Annotated in this window: 30 protein-coding genes and 1 riboswitch; of the genes, 15 read left to right on the top strand and 15 right to left on the bottom strand. The window is 67.7% G+C overall.

Annotated features, from left to right (window positions below; translation table 11 throughout):
- Nucleotides 1-106: 106 nt before the first annotated feature.
- Genes HMPREF3014_RS18405 through HMPREF3014_RS18390 form a run of 4 tightly spaced genes read left to right on the top strand, consistent with a single transcriptional unit; the run spans nt 107 to nt 4,585 of the window.
- Entirely contained in the window at nt 107-1,033 is a 927-nt protein-coding gene (locus tag HMPREF3014_RS18405; RefSeq protein WP_003118243.1) for an ABC transporter ATP-binding protein, read from the top strand.
- The gene (locus HMPREF3014_RS18400) at nt 1,030-1,764 is read left to right on the top strand and encodes an ABC transporter permease subunit (RefSeq protein ID WP_003102804.1); all 735 of its coding nucleotides are present in this window, start codon (nt 1,030-1,032) and stop codon (nt 1,762-1,764) included. Before HMPREF3014_RS18405 ends, HMPREF3014_RS18400 begins: the two co-directional genes overlap by 4 nt.
- Before the next feature lie 9 nt (nt 1,765-1,773).
- Nucleotides 1,774-3,576, top strand: coding sequence for a GldG family protein (locus HMPREF3014_RS18395; protein ID WP_003114912.1), 1,803 nt, complete (start codon nt 1,774-1,776; stop codon nt 3,574-3,576).
- Between the two features lies 1 nt (nt 3,577).
- Nucleotides 3,578-4,585, top strand: coding sequence for a DUF4340 domain-containing protein (locus HMPREF3014_RS18390; RefSeq protein WP_003102810.1), 1,008 nt, complete (start codon nt 3,578-3,580; stop codon nt 4,583-4,585).
- A gap of 231 nt (nt 4,586-4,816) precedes the next feature.
- On the opposite strand, the gene HMPREF3014_RS18385 is transcribed toward HMPREF3014_RS18390, so the two are convergent.
- Entirely contained in the window at nt 4,817-5,986 is a 1,170-nt protein-coding gene (locus tag HMPREF3014_RS18385; RefSeq protein ID WP_023085617.1) for a mandelate racemase/muconate lactonizing enzyme family protein, read from the bottom strand.
- A gap of 157 nt (nt 5,987-6,143) precedes the next feature.
- Between HMPREF3014_RS18385 and HMPREF3014_RS18380 the strand changes: the two genes are divergently transcribed.
- The 3 genes from HMPREF3014_RS18380 (at nt 6,144) to dxs (ending at nt 9,262) form a co-directional block, all read left to right on the top strand.
- A complete protein-coding gene (locus tag HMPREF3014_RS18380; protein WP_003093283.1) occupies nt 6,144-6,386 on the top strand; it encodes an exodeoxyribonuclease VII small subunit in 243 nt (80 codons plus the stop codon).
- Entirely contained in the window at nt 6,383-7,270 is an 888-nt protein-coding gene (locus tag HMPREF3014_RS18375; protein WP_003114915.1) for a polyprenyl synthetase family protein, read from the top strand. The genes HMPREF3014_RS18380 and HMPREF3014_RS18375 overlap by 4 nt, the downstream gene beginning before the upstream one ends.
- 108 nt (nt 7,271-7,378) lie before the next feature.
- Nucleotides 7,379-9,262 (top strand): 1-deoxy-D-xylulose-5-phosphate synthase, encoded by a 1,884-nt coding sequence (dxs, locus tag HMPREF3014_RS18370; protein WP_003102816.1) that lies wholly within the window; start codon nt 7,379-7,381, stop codon nt 9,260-9,262.
- A gap of 236 nt (nt 9,263-9,498) precedes the next feature.
- Here the strand turns inward: dxs and HMPREF3014_RS18365 are convergent, their stop codons facing one another.
- The 13 genes from HMPREF3014_RS18365 to nrdR form a co-directional block, all read right to left on the bottom strand.
- Nucleotides 9,499-10,296 (bottom strand): cobalamin-binding protein, encoded by a 798-nt coding sequence (locus HMPREF3014_RS18365; protein ID WP_003102817.1) that lies wholly within the window; start codon nt 10,294-10,296, stop codon nt 9,499-9,501.
- Nucleotides 10,296-10,715 (bottom strand): hypothetical protein, encoded by a 420-nt coding sequence (locus HMPREF3014_RS18360; RefSeq protein ID WP_003118238.1) that lies wholly within the window; start codon nt 10,713-10,715, stop codon nt 10,296-10,298. The genes HMPREF3014_RS18365 and HMPREF3014_RS18360 overlap by 1 nt, the downstream gene beginning before the upstream one ends.
- Entirely contained in the window at nt 10,712-11,329 is a 618-nt protein-coding gene (ribA, locus tag HMPREF3014_RS18355; protein ID WP_003110510.1) for a GTP cyclohydrolase II, read from the bottom strand. Before ribA ends, HMPREF3014_RS18360 begins: the two co-directional genes overlap by 4 nt.
- A 130-nt stretch (nt 11,330-11,459) precedes the next feature.
- Entirely contained in the window at nt 11,460-12,104 is a 645-nt protein-coding gene (locus HMPREF3014_RS18350; RefSeq protein WP_003093301.1) for a TIGR02281 family clan AA aspartic protease, read from the bottom strand.
- Nucleotides 12,105-12,106: 2 nt separating this feature from the next.
- Entirely contained in the window at nt 12,107-12,853 is a 747-nt protein-coding gene (locus HMPREF3014_RS18345) for a substrate-binding periplasmic protein (RefSeq protein WP_003102821.1), read from the bottom strand.
- An 8-nt stretch (nt 12,854-12,861) separates the two neighbouring features.
- On the bottom strand, nt 12,862-13,377 hold the full coding sequence (locus HMPREF3014_RS18340) for a phosphatidylglycerophosphatase A family protein (protein WP_003093304.1): 516 nt from the start codon (nt 13,375-13,377) through the stop codon (nt 12,862-12,864).
- Entirely contained in the window at nt 13,370-14,338 is a 969-nt protein-coding gene (gene thiL / locus HMPREF3014_RS18335; RefSeq protein WP_003454180.1) for a thiamine-phosphate kinase, read from the bottom strand. The genes HMPREF3014_RS18340 and thiL overlap by 8 nt, the downstream gene beginning before the upstream one ends.
- An 18-nt stretch (nt 14,339-14,356) precedes the next feature.
- A complete protein-coding gene (gene nusB / locus HMPREF3014_RS18330) occupies nt 14,357-14,836 on the bottom strand; it encodes a transcription antitermination factor NusB (RefSeq protein ID WP_016253004.1) in 480 nt (159 codons plus the stop codon).
- A complete protein-coding gene (ribE, locus tag HMPREF3014_RS18325) occupies nt 14,833-15,309 on the bottom strand; it encodes a 6,7-dimethyl-8-ribityllumazine synthase (RefSeq protein ID WP_003093311.1) in 477 nt (158 codons plus the stop codon). The genes nusB and ribE overlap by 4 nt, the downstream gene beginning before the upstream one ends.
- A gap of 117 nt (nt 15,310-15,426) precedes the next feature.
- A complete protein-coding gene (gene ribBA / locus HMPREF3014_RS18320) occupies nt 15,427-16,524 on the bottom strand; it encodes a bifunctional 3,4-dihydroxy-2-butanone-4-phosphate synthase/GTP cyclohydrolase II (RefSeq protein ID WP_003093313.1) in 1,098 nt (365 codons plus the stop codon).
- Between the two features lie 26 nt (nt 16,525-16,550).
- Nucleotides 16,551-17,210: a riboflavin synthase gene (locus HMPREF3014_RS18315; protein WP_023086995.1), complete on the bottom strand. Its 660-nt coding sequence runs from the start codon at nt 17,208-17,210 to the stop codon at nt 16,551-16,553.
- A gap of 183 nt (nt 17,211-17,393) precedes the next feature.
- Nucleotides 17,394-17,556, bottom strand: a riboswitch (FMN riboswitch).
- Nucleotides 17,557-17,637: 81 nt separating this feature from the next.
- The gene (ribD, locus tag HMPREF3014_RS18310; RefSeq protein ID WP_003107179.1) at nt 17,638-18,759 is read right to left on the bottom strand and encodes a bifunctional diaminohydroxyphosphoribosylaminopyrimidine deaminase/5-amino-6-(5-phosphoribosylamino)uracil reductase RibD; all 1,122 of its coding nucleotides are present in this window, start codon (nt 18,757-18,759) and stop codon (nt 17,638-17,640) included.
- Nucleotides 18,756-19,220: a transcriptional regulator NrdR gene (nrdR, locus tag HMPREF3014_RS18305; protein ID WP_003107181.1), complete on the bottom strand. Its 465-nt coding sequence runs from the start codon at nt 19,218-19,220 to the stop codon at nt 18,756-18,758. The genes ribD and nrdR overlap by 4 nt, the downstream gene beginning before the upstream one ends.
- Nucleotides 19,221-19,405: 185 nt before the next feature.
- Between nrdR and HMPREF3014_RS18300 the strand changes: the two genes are divergently transcribed.
- From HMPREF3014_RS18300 to trxA, 3 genes are all read left to right on the top strand, one after another.
- Nucleotides 19,406-19,876, top strand: coding sequence for a YbaY family lipoprotein (locus tag HMPREF3014_RS18300; protein WP_003113050.1), 471 nt, complete (start codon nt 19,406-19,408; stop codon nt 19,874-19,876).
- Complete coding sequence (locus tag HMPREF3014_RS18295) at nt 19,873-20,535, top strand: class I SAM-dependent methyltransferase (RefSeq protein ID WP_003119123.1); 663 nt, start codon at nt 19,873-19,875, stop codon at nt 20,533-20,535. Before HMPREF3014_RS18300 ends, HMPREF3014_RS18295 begins: the two co-directional genes overlap by 4 nt.
- Nucleotides 20,536-20,606: 71 nt before the next feature.
- Nucleotides 20,607-21,476 (top strand): thioredoxin, encoded by an 870-nt coding sequence (gene trxA / locus HMPREF3014_RS18290; protein WP_003119122.1) that lies wholly within the window; start codon nt 20,607-20,609, stop codon nt 21,474-21,476.
- 24 nt (nt 21,477-21,500) lie between these two features.
- On the opposite strand, the gene HMPREF3014_RS18285 is transcribed toward trxA, so the two are convergent.
- The gene (locus HMPREF3014_RS18285) at nt 21,501-21,857 is read right to left on the bottom strand and encodes a hypothetical protein (RefSeq protein ID WP_003105273.1); all 357 of its coding nucleotides are present in this window, start codon (nt 21,855-21,857) and stop codon (nt 21,501-21,503) included.
- 132 nt (nt 21,858-21,989) lie between these two features.
- On the opposite strand from HMPREF3014_RS18285, the gene HMPREF3014_RS18280 reads away from it, so the two are divergent.
- The 5 genes from HMPREF3014_RS18280 (at nt 21,990) to oprG (ending at nt 26,005) form a co-directional block, all read left to right on the top strand.
- Nucleotides 21,990-22,562: a DUF2796 domain-containing protein gene (locus HMPREF3014_RS18280; protein WP_003105271.1), complete on the top strand. Its 573-nt coding sequence runs from the start codon at nt 21,990-21,992 to the stop codon at nt 22,560-22,562.
- 88 nt (nt 22,563-22,650) lie between these two features.
- A complete protein-coding gene (locus HMPREF3014_RS18275; protein ID WP_023086994.1) occupies nt 22,651-23,355 on the top strand; it encodes an ABC transporter ATP-binding protein in 705 nt (234 codons plus the stop codon).
- 2 nt (nt 23,356-23,357) lie between these two features.
- The gene (locus tag HMPREF3014_RS18270) at nt 23,358-24,623 is read left to right on the top strand and encodes an ABC transporter permease (protein ID WP_003118230.1); all 1,266 of its coding nucleotides are present in this window, start codon (nt 23,358-23,360) and stop codon (nt 24,621-24,623) included.
- 17 nt (nt 24,624-24,640) lie between these two features.
- The gene (locus tag HMPREF3014_RS18265; RefSeq protein ID WP_003105266.1) at nt 24,641-25,159 is read left to right on the top strand and encodes a DUF3299 domain-containing protein; all 519 of its coding nucleotides are present in this window, start codon (nt 24,641-24,643) and stop codon (nt 25,157-25,159) included.
- A 147-nt stretch (nt 25,160-25,306) separates the two neighbouring features.
- Nucleotides 25,307-26,005 carry an outer membrane protein OprG gene (oprG, locus tag HMPREF3014_RS18260; protein WP_003093337.1) on the top strand — a complete coding sequence of 233 codons (699 nt, stop codon included), beginning with the start codon at nt 25,307-25,309 and terminating at the stop codon, nt 26,003-26,005.
- Nucleotides 26,006-26,053 lie beyond the last annotated feature (48 nt).

Genomic DNA, 26,053 nt, shown 5'->3' with positions numbered 1-26,053 from the left:
CTCAAAAAGAGCCCACTGGAAAAACCAGCCAATAACTCCCGGTAATCTACCGCGCTCATGCGATCCCCTACGCATAACAGCAAACGGCTCAACTTCCAGTGAAACCATGATCGACATAGACAGACTGAGCAAACGCTTTTCCGGCCGGACGGTGGTAAACGACTTGAGCTTCCGCATCGACCGGGGAGAGATCGTCGGTCTCCTCGGCCCCAACGGAGCGGGCAAGTCGACCACCCTGAAGATGCTTTCCGGCTTCCTCGCGCCGAGCGCCGGCAGCGTACGCATCTTCGGCTTCGACATGCAGGACAAGGCGCGCCAGGCACAGAAGCTGATCGGCTACCTGCCGGAGAACGCTCCCAGCTACGGAGAAATGACGGTCGAGGGCTTTCTCGCCTTCGTCGCGTCCATCCGCGACTACAGCGGACGGGAAAAACGTCGGCGCATCGACAGCGCCATGGACTGCATGGAGCTGCGGGATGAGCGCAGGAGCATCATCGAAACCCTGTCCAAGGGCTTCAAGCGCCGCGTCGCGCTGGCCCAGGCGATCCTCCACGATCCCGAGCTGCTCCTGCTCGACGAGCCCACCGACGGCCTCGACCCGAATCAGAAGCACCAGGTCCGGCAACTGGTGAAGAACCTCTCGGAAAGCAAGATCGTGGTGATTTCCACGCACATCCTCGAGGAAGTCTCGTTCATGTGCAGCCGCGCCCTGGTGATCAACGGCGGCCGCCTGCTGGCCGACAACACCCCGGGCGAACTCAGGACCCGCAGCCGCTACCACCATGCCGTCAGCCTCAGCATCGAAGCACCGGTAGACCCGCTGGCCATCGCCATGCTCCCCGGCGTCGCCGGTATCGAAGGACGCCCCGACCGGGCCGGCACCCTGACCATTCTGGCCCGCCCCGGCGCGCAGATCCTTCCCGCGCTCAACCGCCTGATCCACGGCAGCGGCTGGCGGGTATCCGGGGTGCGTACCGAACACGGCCAACTGGAAGAAGTGTTCCGCCAACTGACCCGAGAAACCCCCGCATGACCGCCATCGGCACCATTTTCAGACGCGAGCTGGGCAGCTACTTCGCCACGCCGCTCGCCTATGTGTTCACCCTGGTATTCCTCGTCCTCTCCGGCGTGGCCACCTTCTACCTGGGCGATTTCTTCGAGCGCGGCCAGGCCGACCTGGCGCCGTTCTTTTCCAGCCTGCCCTGGCTCTACCTCCTGCTGATCCCCGCGCTGGCCATGCGCCTGTGGGCCGAGGAGCGCAAGTCCGGCTCCATCGAGATGCTGATGACCCTGCCCGTCTCCCGCGCCACCCTGGTCACCGGCAAGTTCCTCGCGGCCTGGTTCTGCGCCGGGCTGGCGTTGCTGCTGACCTTCCCGATGCCGCTGACGGTGAACTACCTCGGCTCGCCCGACAACGGCGCGATCATCGCCGGCTACCTGGCCGGCTGGCTGCTGTCCGGCGGCTACCTGGCCATCGGATCCTGCATGTCGGCGCTGGCGAAGAACCAGATCATCGCCTTTGCCCTGACCGTTCTCGTCTGCCTGCTATTCGTCGGCGCCGGCACTCCCCACGTACAACAGGCGCTCTCCGGCTGGCTTCCGCAATGGCTGCTGGACGGCATTGCCTCGCTGAGCGTGCTGGTCCGTTTCGAGGCGCTCGGCCGGGGCGTGCTCGACGTCCGCGACCTGGCCTACTTCTGCAGCCTGATCGTCGCCTGGCTGGTCGCCACCACCATCGTCATCGACCTGAAAAAGGCAGCGTAGGAAACATCCATGAAACGAACCCTGTACTCGGGCGTCGGCCTGCTGCTGGTCGGCCTGCTGTTCCTCGCTTTCAACCTGCTGTCCAGCCTGCTGCTGCGCGACCAGCAGTTCGACCTCACCCAGCAGAAGCTCTACACCTTCAGCGCCGGCACCCAGGAAGTCCTCGACAGTCTCGACGAACCGCTCAACCTCTACCTGTTCTTTTCGAAAAGCCGCGCCAGTGACCTGCCCGCCCTGCGCAACTACGCCCGCCGCGTCGAGGAAGTGCTGGACCTCTATGCACGGCGGAGCCATGGCAATGTCCGATTGTTCGTGATCGATCCCCTGCCATTCTCCGACGACGAGGACCGTGCCGCGCGCTTCGGCCTGCAGGCGCCGCCCATCGGCCCGAATGGCGAAGCCATCTACTTTGGCCTGGCGGCCACCAACCCGACCGACGGCCTCCAGGTGATCCCGTTCTTCTCGCCGGAAGAAGAGCCGCTTCTGGAATACGATCTCAGCCGCCTGGTCCAGGCACTCGCACAGCGGGAACGCACGGTAGTCGGCCTGATGAGCTCGCTGCCGATGACCGGGCAGGCGCCCACCGACGGGCAGCCGGGCAGCAGGCCCTGGGCGATGATGGACAAGCTCTACCAACAGTTCGACATCCGCACCCTGGGGCTCGCTTCGACGGAAATCCCCGCCGAAGTCTCGGTGTTGATGCTGGTGCACCCCAGGCAATTGTCCGAACAGACCCAATACGCCATCGACCAGTTCGTCCTGCGCGGCGGCAAGCTGCTGGCCTTCGTCGACCCTCTGAGTCTCGCCGATGCAGACGGCGGGAAAAGCTCCGACCTGGCCCCGTTGCTGCGCTCCTGGGGCGTCCAGTTGCGGCCGGATACCCTGCTGGCGGATGCCTCGTTCGCCATGATCAAGCCCAACGCCGAACGTCGCCCGGAGCGCAATCCGACCTGGCTACACCTCCCCGGCGACACGTTCCCCCACGACAACGTGCTGACCACCGGCCTGGAAAGCCTCAACCTCGCCAGCGTCGGCCTGCTCGAACCTCTCGGCGGAGCCTCGACGCGCTTCATTCCGTTGCTACACAGCTCGGCGCACAGCATGCCGCTGTCGCTGGAACGCTTCCGCCAATCCTCGACGGAGCAGCTCAACGCCACCCTGGTCCCGACCGGGGAACGCTACGTGCTGGCCGCCAAGGTCGAGGGGCCGGCGACGAGTGCCTTCCCTGCGGACCGCGGGAAGCAAGGCGAAGGCCTGAGCGACAGCGCGAACATCCATGTGCTGTTGGTCGCCGATACGGACCTGCTGAGCAATCCGCTCTGGCTCCAGGAACAGCCCGGCCACAACGAGCCGCAGGTATGGGCGGACAACGACCTGTTCGTCGGCAATGCCCTCGACTACCTCTCCGGTTCGGACGCGCTGATCGACCTACGCTCGCGAGGCCATACGAAGCGCCCGTTCACCCGCGTGGAAGCGCTCCGCCGCGAGGCCGGGCTGCGCGCCCAGGAACAGCTCAACGCGCTGCAGCAAAGCCTCAACGACACCGACAGGAACCTGCGCACCTTGCAGCAATCGATGGACGCCGGCGACCAGGAGGTGACTCCGGAAATGGAAGCGACGCTGCGCCGCTTCATCGATGACAAATTGCGCATCCGCCAGCAACTGCGTCAATTGCAGTTCCAGCTGAATGCCGATGTCGAGCGCCTGGGGGAACAGGTGAAACTGGCCAATACGGTCCTGCTGCCGGCACTGCTCACCCTGTTCCTCCTGCTGCATTGGAGCTGGCGCAGCATGCGCCGGAGGAGGGGCTGACATGCGCCTGCGTAACGTAGCGGGACTCGCTCTCGCCCTGGCGCTGTTCGCCGGAATCTTGGGCTGGCTCCACGAACGGCAGCAACCGCCCGCGCAACCGCCTGCGAGCCGCGCCTGGCTGCCAGGGCTGAAACCGCACCAGGTGACCGCGCTGTGCATCGCCACCCCCGGCCAACCGACGATCCGCGCCAGGCGCGATGGCAAGGACTGGACGCTCGCCAGCAAGGACGGCTATCCCGCCTCGGGGGAAACCATCCGGCAGCTGTTGCGCAGCCTGGCCGACGCGCGCCTGCTGGAGGAAAAGAGCGCCTCGCCGGAAAACCGCGAACGCATGGGACTCTCCGACCAGGGCAAGGGCCAGGCCAGCCGGATCACCCTGGAGCGCGGCGACGCGCCGCCGCTGGTCCTGTTGCTGGGCAAGCGCACCTCGCAGGGCGGGCAGTTGGTCAGGCAGGCCGACGATGAGGGGGCCTGGCTGATCGACCGAACGGTCGGCCTGCCGGTCAACGACCTGGCCCTGCTCGACCCTCGGTTGACCGACCTGCCATTCGAACAGTTGCGCGAACTGACCCTGTCCTATGGCAACGGCGTACGGCTGAACATTTCCCGAGCCAGTGAAAAGGACGATGGCATCCGCCTGCGACAGTTCCCATCCAGGCCACAGTTGATGGGCGAGGCGGAAGCCGAGCAGGCCGCACGCCTGTTCGCTGCGCTCAGGCTGCTGGAGGTCGCGCCGGCCAAGGCCTCGCGGCAAAAACCGCTGCTGACCTTCACGCTCAAGAGTTTCGCCGGCGGCACGCTGCAGGGCCAGCTTCTGGAACTGGAGCGCCAGTACTGGTTGCAACTGACCGACAGCAAGGGCTTCGCCGACGGGCAGGTCTCAGCCGTCAAGGGTTGGCGCTACCGCGTGGAGGGTCTGAGTCCGGATACCGCTCCCGCGCCCCAGCCACCCAAGGCATCGCCGGTGAAGCAAAGCAAGCCGGCCAAGCCCTCGTCGCCCAAGTGCTGAGCGCTCTCGCCAGGCGCCGCTCGCAGCCGGCGAAATAGAGCCCCGCGGGATGCTGGGCAGGACTGGCCGAGTTTGCTAGAGTAGCGCTTCCTTCACGAGCCCTCGGCTCGTCGATGCAGAATTCCTAAGGCAGGCGCGGCTTATCAGAAGTAAGCCAACCCCACCCCAGAAAAGCCGGCCACAAGCCGGCTTTTTTAATGCCTCCGCACAACCCCAGCCAATCACCGTTCTCTAGGCCTCCAGAAGCTTGCGGAACAGCCCGGCAAGTGTCGCCTGGCGCTCGAAGCCTATACCAGGCGATTGTGGCAATCCCGCCAATCCCGAGGAAAACGGCAGGGCACCGGCGAAATCGTCGAATGGCCGGAAAGCCGACGGCGTAGCCTCGGCCCAACCCAGGCGCAGGGCCGCCACCAAGTGCAGGCTGAACAGGTAGCCGGCGTGCGGGCGGAAGGCCGCGCGCGGCCAACCCCGGGCGCACAGGTGGTCGAGTATCGCCAGGTAGCCCGGCAGGCCATAGCAATGCACGGGGTCGAACACCAGCACGTCGCGCTCCCGCCGCAAGCCGCCATAGAGATCCAGCAAGCGAGCCTCGGCCAGGGAGAACAAGGCCTCGCCGGCACCGATGGGCCCCGGATAGATATCCGCCACTTCGGCCTGGGTAGGGAAATCGTGGGGGTCGCAGATGTCCTCGAACCACCACAACCCCAGCGGCGCCAGGGCTTTCGCTGCGTCGACCGCGCCCTCCGCGTCGTAGCGGTTCATCGCGTCGACCGCCAGCCGCGAAGCGTCGCCGAGAACCCGCAGCGCCCTGTCGATACGGCGCCGGTCCTGGTCCAGCCCGGCCGCGCCGATCTTGATCTTGGCGTGGGTGTAGCCGAGATCGACGAAGCGCCGCAGTTCCTCTTCCAGGCGTCCCAGGTCGTCGTGCGGATAGGGGTAGCCGCCGCCGGCGTAGACCGGTACGCGCTGCGGATAGTCTTCCGCCAGCCCCAGGCGTCGCGCCAGGAAGCGATGCAGCGGCAGGCCGGCGGCCTTGGCCGCGGCATCCCACAGCGCCATGTCCAGGGCGCCCACCGCGACGCAGCGTTCGCCGTGGCCGCCGGGCTTCTCGTCGCGCATCATCAGGTCCCAGGCTCGCAACGGATCGATGCCACTGCCGTCGTCGCTCGCCAGGCTGTCCGCCGGAGCCCCCAGCAGGCGCGGGGCGAAACGCTCGCGGATCAGCCCGCCCTGGGCGTAGCGCCCTACCGAGGCGTGGCCGTAGCCGACCACACGCCGACCGTCGCGCACGATATTGGTGAGCACCGCCACCAGGCTGGTGCTCAAACCACCGGTGGCAGCCGCCACGCCGGCGTAACGGGAAAGGGGAATACTGCGTTCCCGGACCTCCTGGATGCGCATCGCCTGTCGGCTCCTCCTCGCTGGACCTCTCTCCACCTTAGCCAAGGCCGCCGCCATGGTCGTCCCGATCGGTCGTAGCGACCTTCCGCCGATTTGCCCGGCCCCCGCCCCTCTGCTAGTGTCGCGGGGTTTTGTACACCTCGCCGAGACTCCCCCGATGGCCCGCAAGAAAACCCTCGATTTCGAACAGTCCCTCACCGAGCTGCAAACCCTGGTGGAACGCCTGGAAAGCGGCGAGCTGTCGCTGGAAGAGTCGCTGGGCGCCTTCGAGCAGGGCATCCGCCTGACCCGCGAATGCCAGACGTCGCTGAGCCAGGCCGAACAGAAGGTACAGATCCTCCTCGAACGCGACGGCGAGCTCAGCGAAGCGCCGTTCGATGCGGAAGGCGACGAGGCATGATCGCGGCCTACCAGGCGCGCTGCCAGGCGCGCGTCGATGCCGCCCTGGACGCCCTGTTCGTCGCTCCCCGCGAAGAACTGCAACGCCTCTACGAGGCCATGCGCTACAGCGTGATGAACGGTGGCAAGCGGGTTCGCCCGCTGCTCGCCTACGCCGCCTGCGAGGCCCTCGGCGGAGCGCCGCAGCGCGCCGACGCCGCGGCCTGCGCGGTGGAGCTGATCCATGCCTACTCGCTGGTCCACGACGACCTGCCGGCGATGGACGACGACGACCTGCGCCGTGGCCAGCCGACCACCCACCGGGCCTTCGACGAAGCCACCGCGATCCTCGCCGCCGACGGCTTGCAGGCGCTGGCCTTCGAAGTGCTCGCCGACACCCGGCGCAATCCGCAGGAACATGCCGTCTGTCTGGAAATGCTCACCCGCCTGGCGCGCGCCGCAGGCTCCGCCGGCATGGTCGGCGGCCAGGCGATCGACCTCGGCTCGGTCGGCGTGGCCCTCGACCAGGCGGCCCTGGAAGTCATGCACCGGCACAAGACCGGCGCGCTGATCGAAGCCAGCGTGCGCCTCGGCGCCCTCGCCAGCGGTCGCGCCGAGCCCGCCTCGCTGGCCGCCCTGGAGCGCTACGCCGAAGCGATCGGCCTGGCCTTCCAGGTGCAGGACGACATCCTCGACGTGGAAAGCGACACCGCCACCCTCGGCAAGACCCAGGGCAAGGACCAGGCGCACAACAAGCCGACCTATCCCGCCCTGCTCGGCCTGGAGGCCGCCAAAGGCTATGCCCTGGAGCTGCGCGACCTGGCCCTGGCCGCCCTCGACGGTTTTCCGCCGAGCGCCGACCCGCTGCGCCAACTGGCCCGCTACATCGTCGAGCGACGCAACTGACCGACGGGTCGTCGGAAGTCCCCGGCAAAGGTAGGGGCTCCCTTGCTTGGGCGCGGCCGGTGCATCAGGTAAACTGCTGGCCTCTCCGGATTGCATAACGACAGCCTGATGCCCAAGACGCTCCATGAGATTCCCCGCGAGCGCCCCGCCACGCCCCTGCTCGACCGCGCCTCTTCGCCGGCCGAACTGCGCCGGCTGGGCGAGGCGGACCTGGAAACCCTGGCCGACGAGCTGCGCCAGTACCTGCTGTATACCGTCGGCCAGACCGGCGGTCATTTCGGCGCCGGCCTCGGCGTGGTCGAGCTGACCATTGCCCTGCACTACGTCTTCGACACTCCGGACGACCGCCTGGTCTGGGACGTCGGCCACCAGGCCTATCCGCACAAGATCCTCACCGAGCGCCGCGAGCTGATGGGCACCCTGCGCCAGAAGAACGGCCTGGCGGCCTTCCCGCGCCGCGCAGAGAGCGAGTACGACACCTTCGGCGTCGGCCACTCCAGCACCTCCATCAGCGCCGCCCTGGGCATGGCCATCGCCGCCCGCCTGCAAGGCAAGGAGCGTAAGTCGGTGGCCGTGATCGGCGACGGTGCGCTGACCGCCGGCATGGCCTTCGAGGCACTCAACCACGCCTCGGAAGTCGACGCCGACATGCTGGTGATCCTCAACGACAACGACATGTCGATCTCGCACAACGTGGGCGGGCTCTCCAACTACCTGGCGAAGATCCTCTCCAGCCGCACCTATAGCAGCATGCGCGAGGGCAGCAAGAAGGTGCTCTCGCGCCTGCCCGGGGCCTGGGAGATCGCCCGGCGCACCGAGGAATACGCCAAGGGCATGCTGGTCCCCGGCACCCTGTTCGAGGAGCTCGGCTGGAATTACATCGGCCCGATCGACGGCCACGACCTGCCGACCCTGGTGGCTACCCTGCGCAACATGCGCGACATGAAGGGCCCGCAGTTCCTCCATGTGGTGACCAAGAAAGGCAAGGGCTTCGCCCCGGCCGAACTGGATCCGATCGGCTACCACGCGATCACCAAGCTGGAAGCTCCCGGCAGTGCGCCGAAGAAGACCGGCGGACCCAAGTATTCCAGCGTCTTCGGCCAGTGGCTGTGCGACATGGCCGCCCAGGACGCGCGCCTGCTCGGCATCACCCCGGCGATGAAGGAAGGTTCCGACCTGGTGGCCTTCAGCGAACGTTATCCGGAACGCTACTTCGACGTCGCCATCGCCGAACAGCATGCCGTGACCCTGGCCGCCGGCATGGCCTGCGAGGGCATGAAGCCGGTGGTAGCGATCTACTCGACCTTCCTCCAGCGCGCCTACGACCAGTTGATCCATGACGTCGCCGTGCAGCACCTCGACGTGCTGTTCGCCATCGACCGCGCCGGCCTGGTCGGCGAGGACGGCCCGACCCACGCCGGTAGCTTCGACATCTCCTACCTGCGCTGCATCCCCGGCATGCTGGTGATGACCCCCAGCGACGAGGACGAGCTGCGCAAGCTGCTCACCACCGGCTACCTGTTCGATGGCCCGGCCGCGGTGCGCTATCCGCGCGGCAGCGGCCCCAACCATCCGATCGATCCGGACCTGCAACCGGTGGAGATCGGCAAGGGCGTGGTCCGTCGGCGCGGCGGCAGGGTCGCACTGCTGGTCTTCGGCGTGCAGTTGGCGGAGGCGATGAAGGTCGCCGAAAGCCTCGACGCCACGGTCGTCGACATGCGTTTCGTCAAACCCCTCGACGAAGCCCTGGTACGCGAACTGGCGGGCAGCCACGAACTGCTGGTGACCATCGAGGAAAACGCCGTGATGGGCGGCGCCGGCTCGGCGGTCGGCGAGTTCCTCGCCAGCGAGGGCCTCGAAGTCCCGCTGCTGCAACTGGGCCTGCCCGACTACTACGTCGAACACGCCAAGCCCAGCGAGATGCTCGCCGAATGCGGCCTGGATGCCGCGGGCATCGAAAAGGCGGTACGCCAGCGTCTCGACCGGCAATAGCGCCAAACCCAGCGACAACGGCGGATAACCGCGTTGCGGTTATTCGCCCTACCCCCCAATTGCCGTGGGCGAATAACGCCACCGGCGTTATCCGCCGATACACCACCATACCGACATACCCCGCCGACTGGCAGCGATAACCGCGTTGCGGTTATTCGCCCTACCCCCCAATTGCCGTAGGGCGAACAACGCCACCGGCGTTATCCGCCGATACAGCGCGCGATACCGGCAAGCATTCAGCGCGCCCCGGCGAGCGAGCGGCAGAGTTTCTCGGTCGCCGCCAGCATGGCGAAGCTCGGCCGCTCAAGGTTCTTGTCTTCGATCCGGTACAGCTGTCCGCGCCGCGTCGCCGCCAGCGCCGGCCATTGCCGCCAGAGTTCGAGCTGGGCGTGACTGCCGGCGACGATGACCGCCGGATCGCGCGCCAGAACCGCCTCGACGCTGACCTGCGGCGCCGGCTGCGGCAGGTCGCCGAATAGGTTCTCGGCGCCGCAGACGCGCAGCGCATCGCTGATCACCTGGCGTCCGCCAATGGTGTACAGCGGCCGGTCCCAGACCTGGTAGAACACCTTCAGCGGCTTGTCCCGCCGGTAGCGCTCGGCCAGGCGCCGCATGCCTTCGCGGAACCTGGCCGACAACCGCTGGCCGGCCTCGGCCTCGCCCAATGCCTCGCCCAGCGCAGCCAGTTGCAGGGCCAGTTCGTCGAGGCTGTGCGGTTCGGCGATGAAGAGGGCGATGCCGAAGTCCCGCAGGCGCTGCAACTGCGCCTCAGGCACGCTGCCGGGCCAGACCAGGATCAGGTCGGGCTGCAGTTCCAGCAGGCGTTCGAGATTGACCTGGCCGTAGCGGCCGACGGAAGGCAGGTCGCCAATCGCCGCCGGACGCTCGCCGCCATCCAGCACGCCGACCAGGCGGCGCGCTGCGCCGAGTTCGAGGACGCTGTCGGTCAGCGAAGGCGCCAGGCTGACCACCCGCTGCGCCGCCCCGGCGGAAAGGCTGAGGAGCAGGCAGGCGAGCAGCCAGAACGAGCGCATCAACCGAGTTGACGCGGAATACGGTAGAGCCAGAACAGCACCAGGCTGGTGACCCCGAGCAGGATCAGCGCAACGCCGTTGAGCCCGGCGAACACACCCGGCACGCCGATCCAGGCCGGCAGGCTGGCGCCGAACAGGGCCTTGCGGCGCACCTGCGCCAGACGGGCCCAGGCGGCGGCTTCCTCCGCCGTATCCAGCGCTTTCTGGGTGGCGATGAGACCACGCTTGTAGGCACCGAACAGCGGCAGGTTGACGAACATCGACAGCAGCGCGGCGATGAACAGCGGCATCGCCAGGCCATGGGGAAGGGGTTGCAGTTCGCCGAGGAAGAACTCGACCAGGATCAGCGGCAACAGCGCCAACGCCAGTTGCAACCACCAGGCACGTCCCAGCGCGCCGCGGGCTTGCTGGCGACTCACGTGGTTTCCGCCTCGCCCTGGTGCAGGCTGCCGAGCATGTGCCCGAGCTTGCCGGCCTTGGTCGCCAGGTAGCGCCTGTTGTGCTTGTTCAGGCCCTTTTGCAGCGGCACGCGCTCCGCCACGGTGATGGCGTAGCTTTCCAGCGCCTTGACCTTGCGCGGATTGTTGGTCATCAGGCGCAGGGAGGAGACGCCCAGGTGCGCGAGCATCGGCTGGCACATGGCGTAGTCGCGCTGGTCGGCGCCAAAACCCAGTTGCAGGTTCGCCTCGACGGTGTCGGCACCGCCATCCTGCAATTCATAGGCACGGATCTTGTTCAGCAGGCCGATGCCGCGACCTTCCTGGCGCAGGTAGAGGAGCACGCCGCGGCCCTCCTCGGCGATGGCGGCAAGCGCGCCTTCCAGCTGGAAACCGCAATCGCAGCGCAGGCTGAACAGCGCGTCGCCGGTCAGGCATTCGGAATGCAGGCGACCAAGCACCGGCGCGCCATCGGCGATGTCGCCCATGCTCAGGGCTACATGTTCCTTGCCGCTCTCCTCGTCGAGGAAACCATGCATGGTGAATTCGCCGAAGGGAGTCGGCAGTTTGGAGGCGGCGACGAACACGACGGACACCGGGGAACTCCTAGGGAAACGGAAGTCCGCCATTGTACCAGCAGCGTCCGGCGCCCGGTCAGCTCGAAATGCCGCAAATACCTATCGAGATGGACGATGAATAGAACCCCGGGTTATGAGCGAGCGACATTCAATGCTTGGCCTCGATAAGCAGCATTCCCTGTTCCTCGCGCCAACGCACCCGGTTGAGGAAACTCATGCCGAGCAGGGCTTCGGTCGGATAGCCACCCTCGATCACCGCCGCCTCGACACCCAGCAACTCGATACCGCCGATCTTCACCCGGTCCAGGGTCACCCGCCAGCCGCGCGAGGTTCCGCTGGCAGTGGAGGCGACCATCGGCTTGCCGTCCACCCGGTAATCGATACCCAGGCGGCGCGCCTCGTTCTCGTTCATGGCGATGCTGGTGGCGCCGGTATCCACCAGGAACTGCATGTTCTGCCCGTTCACCGAGCCAGCCACCCAATAGTGCCCGCCCGTACCGCGGGCGATGCTGAAGCTTTGCCGCTGCGGCGCCGAATAGCCTGCCTCGTTGTATTCGCGGCTCAGTTCGTAGGTGCGCTCGACGCCGTCGATCCGCAGCACCGCCTTGCGGCTGTCGGCGCTGACCACCTGGACGCCCTGCGGGCCGGTCTGGCCGACCCTGACCAGCTTGCGCTGGCCATCGACGTTGAGTACCGCCGCGCCGGGGAACAGGCCGACCACGAACACCTGGGGCGCGGCCAGCGAGGACAACGCGAGAACGCTGGAAAACAGGGCGACGCACAGCCGCAGCATGATCACTCCTTGGGTGGCAGGATTGCCTTCAACGGCGCATAGGGCCAGTTCCAGCGGGCGAAGATCCGCTCCAGCTCGCCGCTGGCATGCAACTGCCGCATGCGCCGGTCGAACAGCGCCAGCAGCTCACGGCCCCTGGGGGAATCGGAGAAGCCAAGATACAGCGGCAACCGAGTGACGTCGGTGATGCGGTACTCAGCCGCCAGCGCTCCGGCCCCTGCGAGCATTTCCTCGAGTTCCGGACGCGAATCGATGAAATAGTCGACCCGGTGGTTGAGCAGCATCGGCAGCGCCGAGGTGCGGCGCTGCAACTCGCTGTGCGGGGTCAGGGTAGGGAAATAGCGGGCGAAGGCGTAGCCACGCATCCATGACAGGCGGAACCGGCTCAGGCCCTCCAGTGGCGGCGGCGGATTGTCTTTCAGGGAAAGCACGGCGATCGGATCGACGTCATAGGGCCAGCGAGGATAAAGCGCTTCGTCGATTTCCCCGCGGTAGGCGCCGACCCAGGCGTCGGCCTCGCCGCGCAGGACCAGGCCGACCGCCCGGGTATAGGGCTCGTTGGCGATCCGCAGGCGTACCCCGGCCGGCTCGTAGACGGCCCGCAACAGGTCCCAGGCCACCCCGCGACCGTCCTCCTGGGTGTAGCGCGTCCAGGTTTCGCTGACCACGCGGATCTCGCCCACGGAGGGGGCGGCGGAAGCGACGCCGGGCAGCAGCCACAGGCAGCAGAACAGGACGAGCAGACGCATGGGAGGCCTCAGACCAGCCAGTGTACCCATCCCCAGACTAGACCCTGCATGACCAGCCAGGCGAATACCCCGGCCAGGACGTCGTCGAGCATGATCCCGACGCCGCCGTGCACGTTGCGGTCCACCCAACTGATCGGCCAGGGCTTGAGAATATCCACGATGCGGAACACGACGAAGCCGATCAGCAGCCACCACCAGCCCTCCGGCACCAGCCAGAGGGTTATCCACATGCCGACCATCTCGTCCCAGACGATGCCTTCGTGGTCGTGCACGCGCAGGTCGTCGGCGACCTTGCCGCACAGCCAGAAGCCGAACAGCATGGTCACTCCCAGCATCAGCCAGTAGCCCCAGTCCGGCAGCATCTGCCACAGCGGGATGAACGGGATGGCCACCAGCGACCCCCAGGTGCCCGGCGCCTTGGGCAGGGTGCCGGAGCCGAAGCCGAAGGCGAGGAAATGCCAGGGATTGCGCCAGACCGACGGCGGCACCGGCTGCGCCGGCGCCTGATCAGGATGCTCAGTCACGTTGGGTTCCGAAATGTTGGTAACCGGCCGCGGCCGGTATGAGTTCCTTTCCGTCGGCGTCGAGCAGGTGCACCCCCTGTCCCGCCTCGACCCGGCCGATGACGGCCGTGGCCGGCCACGCGGCGCGAATCTCGCCAAGGTACTCAGGCGGCAGGGTGAAAACCAGCACGTAGTCGTCGCCGGCGGCCAGTTGCTGGCGCAAGGCTTCCTCGCCGGCGAGCAGGCCGCTCAACGCGGCGCTTGCCTGCAAGCGCTGGCATTCGACCAACAGGGCAACGCCGGAAGCGCGGGCGATATGCCCGCAGTCGGCGAGCAGCCCGTCGGAGATGTCCAGGGCGGCGCTGGCCTTGCCGCGCAGGGCGAGGCCCAGACCGAATTGCGGGGCCGGCGTCCAGTAGCGCGCCAGCAGCGGTTCGGCCACCTCGGCGGGCGCCGATCTTCGCTCCAGCACCAGTTCCAGCGCCGCTCCAGCCTCGCCGAGCGGGCCCCCGACGCAGAGCAGGTCGCCCGGGCGCGCACCGGCGCGGGTCAGCGCCTGGCCGGCCGGCACCCTGCCGAATACGGTCAGGGTCATGCTCAGCGGGCCGCGCGTGGTGTCGCCGCCGACCAGGGCCAGGCCGCACTGCCGGGCCATGGCGTCGAGGCCGCGGGCGAAACCCTGCAACCACTCGGCGTCGGCCTGCGGCAAGGTCAGGGCCAGGGTGAAGGCCAGGGGCGCGGCGCCCATCGCCGCCAGGTCGCTGGCGGAGACCGCCAGGGCTCGCTGGGCAAGAAGGAAAGGGTCGCAACCGGCGGGAAAATGCACGCCTTCCACCAGGGTATCGGTGGAGACCGCCAGTTGTTCGCCGGCTGGCGGCGCCAGCAGGGCGCAGTCGTCGCCGATGCCGAGGGCCACGTCCGCCGCCGGCGCCGCGCAGGCGGCCGCGGCGAAGAAGCGGCGGATCAGCTCGAACTCACCCATGACGCCGCCGGCGCGGGATCAGCGCTTGCCGCCGCGCAGCTCGGCGGCGCGCAGGCGCGGCGCCAGCTTGTCGAGCACGCCGTTGACGAACTTGTGGCCGTCGGTGGCGCCGAAGGTCTTGGCCAGCTCGATGCCCTCGTTGATCACTACCTTGTAGGGCACGTCGATGCGGTTGCGCAGCTCGTAGGTGGACAGCCGCAGGATGGCCAGCTCGACCGGGTCGATCTCGGCCAGCGGGCGGTCCAGGCAGGGCTCGAAGGTGGAGTCCAGCTCGCTCTTCTGTCGCGGCACGCCGTGCAGGATCTCGTGGAAGTAGGCGCCGTCGACCTCGGAGAAGTCGTTGTCGGTGCGGAACTGCGCCTCGATCTCGTGCAGGGACTGGCCGGCGATCTGCCAAGAGTACAGGGCCTGGACGGCCAGGCTGCGGGCCTTGCGGCGAGCGGCGGTCTTGCCTTTCGGCGGCTTGGCTGCCGGGTTGCCGCTGTCTTGATTGCTCACTTGGCCTCCAACTGCGCCAGCAGGCTGACCATTTCCAGGGCCGACAACGCGGCTTCGGCGCCCTTGTTGCCGGCCTTGGTGCCGGAGCGCTCGATGGCCTGCTCGATGGAGTCGACGGTGAGGACGCCGAAGGCGACCGGGATGCCGAACTGCAGGGACACCTGGGCCAGGCCCTTGGTGCACTCGCCAGCCACGTATTCGAAGTGCGGGGTGCCGCCACGGATCACCGCGCCGAGGGCGATGATGGCGTCGAAGCCGCCTTGCTGGGCGACCTTCTGGGTCACCAGCGGGATCTCGAAGGCACCCGGGGCGCGGATGATGGTGATCTCGCTTTCAGCCACGCCGTGGCGGACCAGGGCGTCGACGGCGCCGCTGACCAGGCTTTCCACGACGAAGCTGTTGAAGCGGCCGACCACCAGGGCGTAGCGGCCTTTGGGGGCAATGAAGGTACCTTCGATGGTCTTCAGGGTCATGAGCAGGTCTCATCTGTTAAAGAGCCGGGACGCCGTTGCGCCCCGAGCGAAAAGGGTCGAAAGGTCCGTCCAGCATAGCGCCCACCGCGATCTTGCACGCGGCGGGCGGGACAGGCCTTATTCGGCGGGCAGGTATTCTACAACTTCCAGGTCGAAACCGGATATCGCATTGAAGCGCATCGGCGCACTCAGCAGGCGCATCTTGCGCACGCCGAGGTCGCGCAGGATCTGCGAACCGGCACCGACGGTGCTGTAGGTGGTGGTGGCCTTGGGCGCCGGAGCCGGCGCCGAAGCGATCTCGCGGACATGGGCGAGCAGGTCGTCGCCGCCGATCTGGTGACCGAGCAGCAGCACCACGCCGCTGCCCGCCTCGGCGACCTTGGTCATCGCCGCGCGCAGGCTCCAGCGGCCCGGCTGGTTGACCTGCAGCAGGTCGCGCAGCGGGTCCATGTTATGCACGCGGACCAGGGTCGGCTCTTCCGCGCAGACCTTGCCGAGGGTCAGCGCCAGGTGCACGTCGCCCTCCACCGAGTCGCGGTAGGTGATCAGGTTGAAGTGGCCCAGTTCGCTGTCGAGCGGCTGCTCGGCGATGCGCTCGACGGTGCGCTCGTGGATCAGCCGGTAGTGGATCAGGTCGGCGATGGTGCCGATCTTGATCCCGTGCTCGGCGGCGAACGCCTCCAGTTCGGGCCGGCGAGCCATGCTGCCGTCGTCGTTCATCACCTCGCAGATCACCCCGGACGGCTCGAACCCGGCCATCCGCGCCAGGTCGCAGGCCGCCTCGGTGTGCCCGGCGCGAGCCAGGGTACCGCCCGGCTGGGCCATCAGCGGGAAGATGTGGCCGGGGCTGACGATGTCGGCGGCCACGGCGTTCTTCGCCGCCGCAGCCTGCACGGTGCGGGCGCGGTCCGCGGCGGAGATGCCGGTGGTGACGCCCTCGGCGGCCTCGATGGAGACAGTGAACTTGGTGCCGAAGCCGGAGCCGTTGCGCTGCACCATCAGCGGCAGGCCGAGGCGCTCGCAACGCTCGCGGGTCATCGGCATGCAGACCAGGCCGCGGGCATGCTTGACCATGAAGTTGATGTCTTCGGTGCGGACGCATTCGGCGGCCATGATCAGGTCGCCTTCGTTCTCGCGGTCCTCGTCATCCATCAGGATGACCATCTTGCCTTGGCGGATGTCTTCGATCAGTTCGTCGATCGTGTTGAGTGCCATGGGCACCCCCTTATGCAATTCGTGGGTTACTTGAGAAAACCGTTCTCGGCGAGAAACGCTTCGCTGATGCCGGAGGCGCTGGGCTCGGCGGCCTTGTCGCCAAGCAGCAGGCGCTCCAGGTAACGGGCCAGCAGGTCGACCTCGAGGTTGACCCGGCGTCCGGGCTGGTACTCGGCCATGATGGTTTCGCTGAGCGTATGCGGGACGATGGTCAGCTCGAACTCCGCGCCGTTCACCGCGTTCACCGTGAGGCTGGTGCCGTCGACGGTGATCGAGCCCTTGTGCGCGATGTACCTGGCCAGTTCGCGCGGGGCACGCACGGTGAACTGGATGGCGCGGGCGTTCTCCTCGCGCTTGAGCACCTCGCCGACGCCGTCGACGTGGCCGCTCACCAGGTGTCCGCCGAGGCGGGTGGTCGGCGTCAGGGCCTTTTCCAGGTTCACCCGGCTGCCCACCTTCAGGTGCTGGAAGGCGGTGCGCGCCAGGCTCTCGCGGCTGACGTCGGCCCAGAAGCCATCGCCGGGCAGTTCCACCGTGGTCAGGCAGACGCCGTTGACCGCGATGCTGTCGCCGAGCTTGACGTCGCCCAGGTCGAGCTTGCCGGTGGCGATGTAGACCCGCAGGTCGCCGCCCTTGGGCGTCATTGCGCGGACGCTGCCGATCGACTCGATTATGCCGGTGAACATGCGACCTCCCGTTTTTCCGCCGCACAGGCGCGCAGCATGGCCGGCGCGACGCCGAGCGGCCTGCGTGCCATAGCGCGGGTATTCCAAGATGAAGACATATGACGAACTCCTGTTTCGTGAAAAACAGGGCTTTTTGGATCGAAGGGGATCTTGCGGGCGCACAGGGTACGCCCAGGCAGGCAATCCCGTTCTCTCTTTATCCGGACTATGACCGTCGGCCCCGGAATCGCACCGGGTCTGCTGACCTTGTCGTCCGGCGGTGGCCGGTCCGGCAAGCGCTCGCGGGCTAGGCGCCTTGCGCGCCATTACCGCCGGTGGGGACTTTCACCCCGCCCTGAGAACGTTACGGCCACCGAGATGGCCGTGTGGCGTTTTACCACAGTTGCGCCGCTTGTGCATCGTCCGCCGCGTCGCCGCGCAGCGAAGTTCAGGCGTCCCGCGGATGGGGCCGCGCGGTGACCAGCCAGTCGTCGCCCACCGCGCGGATGTCGTCGATCCGCAACTGCGCCGCATCGGCCATCCGCGCCAGCGGCCAGTCGAGCAAAGGACGGGCGCTGGAGCCGAGGAACTTCGGCGCGACGAACAGCCGGTACTCATCCACCAGCCCCAGCCGGGCGAAGGCGCCGGCCAGACGCGGGCCGGCCTCCACCAGCACTTCGTTGGCGCCGCGCGCCGCCAGTTCCAGGAGCAGCTTGTGCAAATCGACGTGGCCCTCGGCGGAGGGCAGCGCCAGCAGTTCGTGGCCGGCGTCCTGGAAGCGTTCGCGCGCCGAGGCGGCGGCGCAGGTCGCCACCAGCGCCGGACCGGCCTGGTAGAACGCCGACTCCAGCGGCACCCGCAGGCGCCCGTCGACCAGCACCCGCAACGGCTGGCGAGCCGCGGCGAGCGCGGTAAGCTCGGCGTTCAGGCCCAGTTCGTCGGGGCGTACGTTGAGCCGCGCATCGTCCGCCAGCAGCGTATCGGCGCCGGACAACACCACGCTGGAGCGAGCGCGCAAGCGCTGCACCGCCGAACGCGCGGAGGGCCCGGTGATCCACTGGCTTTCCCCGCTGGCCATGGCGGTGCGCCCGTCCAGGCTCATCGCCAACTTGACCCGGACGAACGGCAGGCCATGTTCCATGCGCTTGATGAAACCGATGTTGAGTTCCCGCGCCTCGGCTTCGAGGACGCCGCTCTGCACCGCGATGCCGGCCTGCATCAGACGCAGCAGGCCGCGACCGGCGACCTCGGGGTTGGGATCCTGCATCGCCGCGACCACCCGCGCCACCCCGGCGCCCACCAGCGCATCGGCGCACGGCGGGGTGCGGCCGAAGTGGCTGCAGGGCTCGAGGGTCACGTAGGCGGTGGCGCCGCGTGCATTCTCGCCGGCCTGGCGCAGGGCATGGACCTCGGCGTGCGGCTCGCCGGCGCGGACGTGCCAGCCCTCGCCGACCACCTGGCCGTCCTTGACCAGCACGCAGCCGACGCGCGGATTCGGATGGGTGGAGTACAGCCCCTGGCGCGCCAGTTCCAGGGCGCGGGCCATGTACAGCGGGTCGGCGGCGTTCATTCCTTGGCCGGCTCGCGGGCGAGGCGTTCGATCTCCTCGCGGAATTCGTTGAGGTCCTGGAAGCGCCGGTAGACCGAGGCGAAACGGATGTAGGCGACTTCGTCGAGCTTCTGCAGCTCGGCCATCACCAGTTCGCCCAGCACCCGCGACTTGATCTCGCGCTCGCCGGTGGCGCGCAACTGGTGCTTGATGTGGCCGATGGCCGCTTCCAGGCGCTCGACGCTGACCGGACGCTTCTCCAGGGCGCGCTGCATGCCGGCGCGCAGCTTGTCCTCGTCGAACGGCTGGCGGCTGCCGTCCTGCTTGATCAGGCGCGGCATGACCAGCTCGGCGGTCTCGAAGGTGGTGAAGCGTTCGCCGCAGGCCAGGCACTCGCGGCGCCGGCGCACCTGATCGCCCTCGGCGACCAGTCGCGAGTCAATCACTTTGGTGTCATGGGCACCGCAGAAGGGACAATGCATGGTGCTGATACAGGCGTAGCTGAAGGAAGCCGCATGGTAGCGCATCCGCGCCCGACCGAGCACCCGCAGAATCGACCGGCGCCGGCACGCTGGGAAAGGCGAGAGGAATCGGACGTTGCGGCCTACGCGAAGCGCGACAAGAATCACACTTTGCGCTATACAAGCGCCGCCCGGATTCCACCGCTATGGAGCAGCCCATGACCCTGCGCCCGATCGCCCTGCTGGCCGTCCTTCTCCTCGCCGCTTGTTCCAGCGACAAGCCGAAGCCTGCGCCAACGCCGCAAGCTTCGCGCAGCGTGACCATGGTCGAGCCGGTGCTACCGGCCCACCTGCGCGAGCTGAGCGGAACGCTGAGCAGCATCCAGGGCAGCCTGCCACGCGGCAGCGAGGTGCAGATGGCACTGCTGGTGATCGACGAGCGCGACCGTCCACAGCGGCTGCTGGCCAGCGAGACGGTGCTGGCCACCGGCGAACTCATGCCCTTCCGCCTGCCGTTCAACCCCGAATCCTTCCCGCCGGCCGGTGGCGCGCTGCGCGTCGAACTGCACGCGCGGGTGATCCAGTCTGGCCAGTTGGCCTGGCGCCTGCATCCGTTGCGGATCGCCCAGCCGACCACCCAGTCCCTCGGCGAACTGCGCCTGGTACGCGCGCCGTGACGGCACCGCAAGCCCTGACCCAGGCGCTGGGCGAGCTGCTCGGCGACGCCCGGCTCAGCGCCACCGCGCTGCCCGGCACCGACCTGCGCCTGTGGCTGATCGACGCGCAGAACATGGACCGCCAGTTCAGCCCGGAGGAAACCCGCCGCATCCTCGAAGAGCCGCCGTACTGGTGCTTCTGCTGGGCCAGCGGGCTGGTCCTGGCGCGCTGGCTGGCGGAGCGCCCGCAGTGGGTCCGCGACAAGCGCGTGCTGGACTTCGGCAGCGGCTCCGGGGTGGCGGCGATCGCCGCGGCCCGCGCCGGCGCCGCCGAGGTGGTGGCTTGCGACCTGGATCCCCTGGCGCTGGCAGCGAGCCGGGCGAACGCCGAACTGAACGGAGTGGAGCTGAGCTATTCGGCGGACTTCTTCGCCGAGGACGATCGCTTCGACCTGATCCTGGTGGCCGACGTGCTCTACGACCGCGCCAACCTGCCGCTGCTCGACCAGTTCCTCAGCCGCGGCCGCCAGGCGCTGGTCGCCGACTCGCGGGTCCGTGACTTCCGTCATCCGCTGTACCGGCGCCTGGACGTGCTCGACGCCTGTACCTGGCCGGACCTCGCCGAGCCCGCCGAATTCCGCCTGGTCAGCCTGTATCACGCCGAACGCGGGCAAGCCTGAGGCACGGGCTTGTTTGCGCGCGGCGCGCCCCCACTTATAGTGGTCACCACCTTGCGTTTCCGAGAATCGACATGAGCGATACGCCCTACATCTTCGACGTCACCGGCGCCAACTTCGAGCAGCAGGTCATCGAGAACTCGTTCCACAAGCCGGTCCTGGTGGACTTCTGGGCCGACTGGTGCGCCCCGTGCAAGGCGCTGATGCCACTGCTGGCGCAGATCGCCGAGTCCTACCAGGGCGAATTGCTGCTGGCCAAGGTCAACTGCGACGTCGAGCAGGACATCGTGATGCGCTTCGGCATCCGCAGCCTGCCGACCGTGGTCCTGTTCAAGGATGGCCAGCCGGTCGACGGTTTCGCCGGCGCCCAGCCCGAATCGCAGATCCGCGCCCTGCTCGAACCCCATGTGAAAGCACCGGCGCTGCCCGACGAAGACCCGCTGGAAGTGGCCCAGGCGCTATTCGCCGAAGGCCGCATCGGCGACGCCGAAGCGACCCTGAAAGCCCTGCTGGCGGAGAACAACGAGAACGCCGCGGCGCTGATCCTCTACGCCCGCTGCCTGGCCGAGCGCGGCGAACTGGAAGAGGCGCAGGCCATCCTCGACGCGGTGAAGAGCGACGAGCACAAGCAGGCCCTGGCCGGCGCCCGCGCGCAGCTGACCTTCCTGCGCCAGGCTGCCGACCTGCCCGACAGCGCAGAGCTGAAGAGCCGCCTGGCGGCCGATGCCGGCGACGACGAGGCAGCCTACCAGTTGGCCGTCCAGCAGCTCGCCCGGCAGCAGTACGAGGCGGCCCTGGACGGACTGCTCAAGCTGTTCCTGCGCAACCGCGGCTACCAGGACGACCTGCCGCGCAAGACCCTGGTGCAGGTCTTCGACCTGCTTGGCAACGACCACCCGCTGGTCACCGCCTACCGCCGCAAGCTGTACCAGGCGCTCTACTGAGTCGCCGAGCCCCGTCCGCGGGGCTCAGTCCTCCAGCCAGACGAACACCTGGGTGCCGTCGACCACCTCGACCTTGACCCGGGCGTCATGCCGCAGGCGCACAAGCAGTTGCTTGGCGGCGCCGGCATTGCCGCTGAACCCCTCCAACTCCGCCAGCAACTGCGGCCCCTCGATCCGCCCGCTGCCGCGCAGCAGGTCCTGGGCGGTCTGCCACAGGCGATCCACCGGCGCTGCCGGCGCCGGCGCCCTGGCCGCCGCGACCTGCGGCTCGCCCAGCGGCGGCGGGGGCACGTGTTGCGCCAGCTGGCGCCAATCCTCGGCGTCCAGTTCCAGGGTCAGGTCCACCGGCCAGTCGCCGATGCTTCCGCGAATCCGCACCATCTCGTTTCTCCACAAGCGAATCGCGCCATGCTCCCACGTCGGCGCGTAGGGGCCAAATCGGCCAGGCTAGGCAGGCGGAAAAATTCGTTATAACGTAACAAACTCTTTTCCTTCCTTGCCGGAGTCCCGTTCATGCGCCCACTGCTGTTAGCCCTCGTCTTGCTGCCGTTCGCCGCCCAGGCCCATGACGACCACGACCATGACCACGCCCATGGCAGCCTGGGCAAGCACGAGCACGGCGTCGCCCAGTTGAACGTGGCGCTGGACGGCAAGACCCTCGAACTGGAGCTGGACAGCCCGGCGATGAACCTGGTCGGTTTCGAACACGCCGCCAGCACCGACGCGGACAAGGCCGCCGTGGCCAAGGCCCGCGCGCAGCTGGAAAAACCGCTGGAGCTGTTCGCCCTGCCGGTCACCGCCGGCTGCTCGGTGGCCAGCCAGGAACTGCGGAGTCCGCTGTTCGGCGACAAGGCGCCGGCCCACGCGCACAAGGAGAAGGCAGGCCACGAACACGAACACGGTCATGCCGATATCCACGCCCATTACCAGCTCAGTTGCGAGAAGCCCGAGCTGCTCAAGCTGCTGACCCTCGCCGAGTTCTTCAAGCGCTTCCCCGCCACCCAGAAAATTCAGGTACAACTGATCGGTCCCGACGGCCAGAAAGGCGCCGACCTGGCTCCGGCCAGCGCCGAGCTGAAGCTGTAGGATCGTTCCGGAGGCGCCGCGAGGGATTCGGCGCGGCGCCCCTCCATCCATTCTCGAGGCTCCGGCGGAGCGTTCCGCCCCTACCCCCATGAGCGCACTGATCACCCTGACCAACCTCGGCTTCGCCTGGCCCGGCCAGGCGGAGTTGCTGGACATTCCCAGCTTCCATCTCGAACGCGGCGAGAGCCTGTTCCTCAAGGGGCCTTCCGGCAGCGGCAAGACCACCCTGCTCGGCCTCCTCGGCGGCGTGCAGAAGCCCGGCCGCGGCAGCATCCGCCTGCTCGGCGAGGACCTGGAAAAGCTGTCCGCCGCGCGCCGCGACCATTTCCGCGTCGACCACACCGGCTACATCTTCCAGCAGTTCAACCTGCTGCCATTCCTCTCGGTACGCGAGAACGTCGAGCTGCCCTGTCACTTTTCCGCGTTGCGCCGCCAGCGCGCCCGCGAACGCCACGGTAGCCCGGCGCAGGCCGCCAGCCATCTGCTCGGCCAGCTCGGCCTCGGCGGCGAACTGCACGAACGCCGCGCCGACAGCCTGTCCATCGGCCAGCAGCAGCGGGTCGCCGCCGCCCGCGCGCTGATCGGCCAGCCGGAGCTGGTGATCGCCGACGAGCCGACCTCGGCGCTCGACGCCGACAGCCGCGAGGCGTTTCTCCAGTTGCTCTTCGCCGAATGCCGCGAGGCCGGCGCCAGCCTGCTGTTCGTCAGCCACGACCAGAACCTGGCCGGGCTGTTCGACCGCAGCCTGTCCCTTTCCGATCTCAACCGCGCCGCCCGGCCGGCAGGACTCTGAGCATGTATCTCTTCCGACTGGCACTGGCCAGCCTGGCCAACCGCCGCTTCACCGCCCTGCTGACGATCTTCGCCATCGCCCTCTCCGCCTGCCTGCTGCTGGCGGTGGAGCGGGTCCGCACCGAGGCCAAGGCCAGCTTCGCCAGTACCATCTCCGGAACCGACCTGATCGTCGGCGCGCGCTCCGGCTCGGTGAACCTGCTGCTCTACTCGGTATTCCGCATCGGCAACGCGACCAACAACATCCGCTGGGACAGCTACCGGCACTTCGCCGAAAACCCGCGGGTGAAGTGGGCGATCCCGATCTCCCTCGGCGACTCGCACCGCGGCTACCGGGTAATGGGTACCGATGCCGGCTATTTCGAGCACTACCGCTACGGCCGCGGCCAGGAACTGCAACTGGCCGAGGGCCGCGCCTTCGGCCAGGACCTGTTCGACGTGGTGCTCGGCGCCGAGGTGGCCGAAGCCCTGCACTACAGGCTCGGCGAGAAGATCGTGCTGGCCCATGGGGTGAGCACGGTGAGCCTGGTCAAGCACGACGACAAGCCGTTCACCGTGGTCGGCATCCTCCAGCGCACCGGTACCCCGGTAGACCGCACCCTGCACATATCCCTCGCCGGCATGGAGGCGCTGCACGTCGACTGGCGCAACGGGGTGCCGGCGATGGGCGCCGGGCGCGTCAGTGCCGAGCAGGCGCGGCACATGGACCTGCAACCACAGGCGATCACCGCGTTCCTGGTCGGCCTGAAGAGCAAGGTGGCGACCTTCGCCCTGCAACGCGAGGTCAACGACTATCCCGGCGAACCGCTGATGGCGATCCTCCCCGGTGTCGCCCTGCAGGAACTGTGGGGCCTGATGGGCACCGCCGAGAAGGCACTGTTCGTGGTCTCGCTGTTCGTCGTCCTCACCGGCCTGATCGGCATGCTCACGGCGATCCTCACCAGCCTCAACGAGCGCCGCCGGGAGATGGCCATCCTGCGCTCGGTGGGCGCGCGCCCCTGGCACATCTTCGGCCTGCTGCTGGCCGAGGCCTTCAGCCTGGCGCTGGCCGGCGTCGCCCTCGGCCTCGGCCTGCTCTACCTCGGCATCGCCGCCAGCCAGGGCTACGTCCAGGCCAACTACGGCATCTACCTGCCGCTGGCCTGGCCGAGCGACTATGAGTGGAGCCTGCTCGGGGCTATCCTGGCGGCCGCCGTGCTGATCGGCTGCGTGCCGGCCTGGCGCGCCTACCGCCAGTCCCTGGCCGATGGCCTGTCGATCCGCCTATGACCCGGAGATATTCCCCGATGCTGCGCTCCCTGACCGTCCTCCTGCTGGCTTTCGCCCTGCTCCTGGGCAGTGCCGTGGCGCGCGCCGCGCCGCGCGAACTGACCTGGTCGCAACTGATCCCGGCCGGCGCCCCGCCCGCCCCGGCGCCGCTGCCGATCCACGACCTCGCCAACGCCCTCAGCGAAGCCGGTCCGGCGGCCAGCCAGCAGAGCCCCAACGCCCCGGTGGTGAAGGCACTGGACGGCATCGAGGCCAAGCTGCCGGGCTACATCGTGCCGCTGGAAATCAGCGAGGCCGGGCTGGTCACCGAGTTCCTCCTGGTCCCCTACTACGGCGCCTGCATCCACGTACCGCCGCCGCCGTCGAACCAGATCGTCTACGTGAAGACCGCCAAGGGCGTGCAGATGGACGAGTTGTATCAGCCATTCTGGGTCGAGGGCACCTTCAAGGTGGAGAACGCCAGCAGCGAGCTGGCGGCGGCCGGCTACCGCATGCAGGCGAGCAAGGTGACGCCCTACGAATACGAAGGTGGCTGAACGACATGCGACAATCCGCCGCGCCATTTACGTTGCGGCGGTCACATTTGCTCCTAGGATTGATTGAGCTGTGTCAAGGAAGGCAACTGTTAGCTGGCTGACCATTAGCAGCACCAACACTTTCTAATACAAGGAATGGAGCTCATCATGCGTAAGTCCTGGCTTACCGCTTCCCTGCTGGCCCTCACCGTCGCCTCCCCGTTCGCCGCTGCGGATATTCAAGGACACAAGGCCGGTGACTTCATCATCCGTGGCGGCTTCGCCACCGTCGATCCCGACGACAGCAGTTCCGACATCAAGCTGGACGGCGCCAAGCAGCGCGGTACCAAGGCGACTGTCGACAGCGACACCCAGCTCGGCCTGACCTTCACCTACATGTTCGCCGACAAGTGGGGCGTGGAACTGGTCGCCGCCACTCCGTTCAACCACCAGGTCGACGTCAAGGGCCTCGGCCCGGGCCTGGACGGCAAGCTGGCCGACATCAAGCAACTGCCGCCGACCCTGCTGCTCCAGTATTACCCCATGGGCGGTACCAACAGCGCCTTCCAGCCCTACGGCGGCCTGGGCGTGAACTACACCACCTTCTTCGACGAAGACCTCGCCAGCAACCGCAAGGCGCAGGGTTTCAGCAGCATGAAGCTGCAGGACTCCTGGGGCCTGGCCGGCGAACTGGGCTTCGACTACATGCTCAACGAGCACGCGCTGTTCAACATGGCCGTCTGGTACATGGACATCGACACCAAGGCCAGCATCAACGGCCCGAGCGCCCTGGGCGTGAACAAGACCAAGGTCGACGTGGACGTCGATCCGTGGGTCTACATGATCGGTTTCGGCTACAAGTTCTGAGTCGTAGACTGTCGCGGGGCTTGCGCCCCCAACGGGAAAAGGCGCCTT

The organism is Pseudomonas sp. HMSC065H01 (assembly GCF_001815235.1).
GTDB classification, from domain to species: Bacteria; Pseudomonadota; Gammaproteobacteria; order Pseudomonadales; family Pseudomonadaceae; genus Pseudomonas; species Pseudomonas aeruginosa.
Note: the sequence above shows the minus strand (reverse complement) of the source record. Positions and strands in the feature narration are given on the sequence as shown.